Raw genomic sequence first — 1,246 nt, 5'->3', positions numbered from 1 at the left:
CTGTCGTTCGACACGCTGGATGCCGTGGTCTTCGGGCGCGGCCCGGGTTCGTTCACCGGCCTGCGCACGGCGTGCTCGGTGGCGCAGGGACTGGCGTTCGGTGCGCGCGGCGGCGCGGGCGTGCCGGTGCTGCCGATCGACACCCTGCTGGCCGTGGCCGAGGCGGCCCGCCATGCCCATGGCTGCACGCGCGTGGTGGCGGTGCTCGACGCCCGCATGGACGAGGTCTACACCGCGCCCTTCGAATTCCAGGCCGACGGCACATGGCGCGGAGGCGACGATTTCGGCCTGTGCGCGCCGCAGTCCGTGGCCGTGCCGCCCGGCTACACCGTGGCCGGCAATGCCCGCGCGGCCTATGGCGAGCGGCTCGCACCCGACGCCCCCCACGTGTTCGCCCTGCCGACCGCTCTGGCCCTGCTGCACCTGGCCCCCCGCGCGCATCGCTGCGGGGGGCGCGCAACCGGCCAGCGAAGCCCTGCCGCTGTACGTGCGCGATAAAGTGGCGCAAACCACGGCGGAGCGCCTGGCGGCGAGGCAGGCGGCCGCAGCCGCCCTGCCTCCCATTCTGAGTGCCCCATGAGCGCCGTTCCCCACACCCCCGAAGAAGCCCGGTTCGAGCCGCTCACGCTCGCGCGGCTGGATGCGCTGCTGGCGATCGAACAGGTCGCCTACACGCACCCCTGGACGCGCGGCAACTTCATCGATGCCATGGCGGCCGGCTACGAAACCCAGCTGCTGATGGCCGGCGATGAACTGATCGGCTACTTCGTGGCCATGAAAGGCGTGGACGAAGTGCACCTGCTCAACCTGACCGTGGCACCCGCCCACCAGCGCCAGGGCTGGGCCCGGCTGCTGCTGGATGCGCTGGCCCTGTGGGCGCGCGGCTGCAACGCGCAATGGCTGTGGCTGGAAGTGCGCGTGAGCAATGCGCGGGCACGGTCGATCTACGAAGCCCGGGGCTTTCGCTTCGTGGGCGAACGCAAGCGCTACTACCCCGCCCACGGCGGCGAACGCGAGGATGCCGTCGTGATGAGCCTGCCACTATGAGCCTGGACCTGGACGCACGCCAGCGCGCCATGCTGGCCGAGATGGGCATCACCGTGTGGGCGCCGGCTCCGGCCTCCGTGGCGGTGCAGGAGCCGGCCGTGGCCAAGACTCCGGCGGCCGAATCCACGGATGCCCCCCCCTCCTCCGCCGTGCCGGCCGCGCCCCGATTGGCGCCAGCACCGCAGGCCCCGACTCCCGC

At 72.6% G+C, this 1,246-nt stretch carries 1 protein-coding gene and 2 pseudogenes; all 3 read left to right on the top strand.

What is annotated here, in order from left to right:
- A pseudogene (tsaB, locus tag AC27KI_RS25180) lies at positions 1 to 580 on the top strand (tRNA (adenosine(37)-N6)-threonylcarbamoyltransferase complex dimerization subunit type 1 TsaB); the annotation flags it as partial.
- On the top strand, positions 577 to 1,047 hold the full coding sequence (rimI, locus tag AC27KI_RS25175; RefSeq protein ID WP_284424366.1) for a ribosomal protein S18-alanine N-acetyltransferase: 471 nt from the start codon (positions 577 to 579) through the stop codon (positions 1,045 to 1,047). The pseudogene tsaB and the gene rimI, both read left to right, overlap by 4 nt.
- A pseudogene (locus AC27KI_RS25170) lies at positions 1,044 to 1,246 on the top strand (uracil-DNA glycosylase family protein); the annotation flags it as partial. The gene rimI and the pseudogene AC27KI_RS25170, both read left to right, overlap by 4 nt.

Source organism: Acidovorax sp. KPB24-03 (assembly GCF_057546605.1).
Note: the sequence above shows the minus strand (reverse complement) of the source record. Positions and strands in the feature narration are given on the sequence as shown.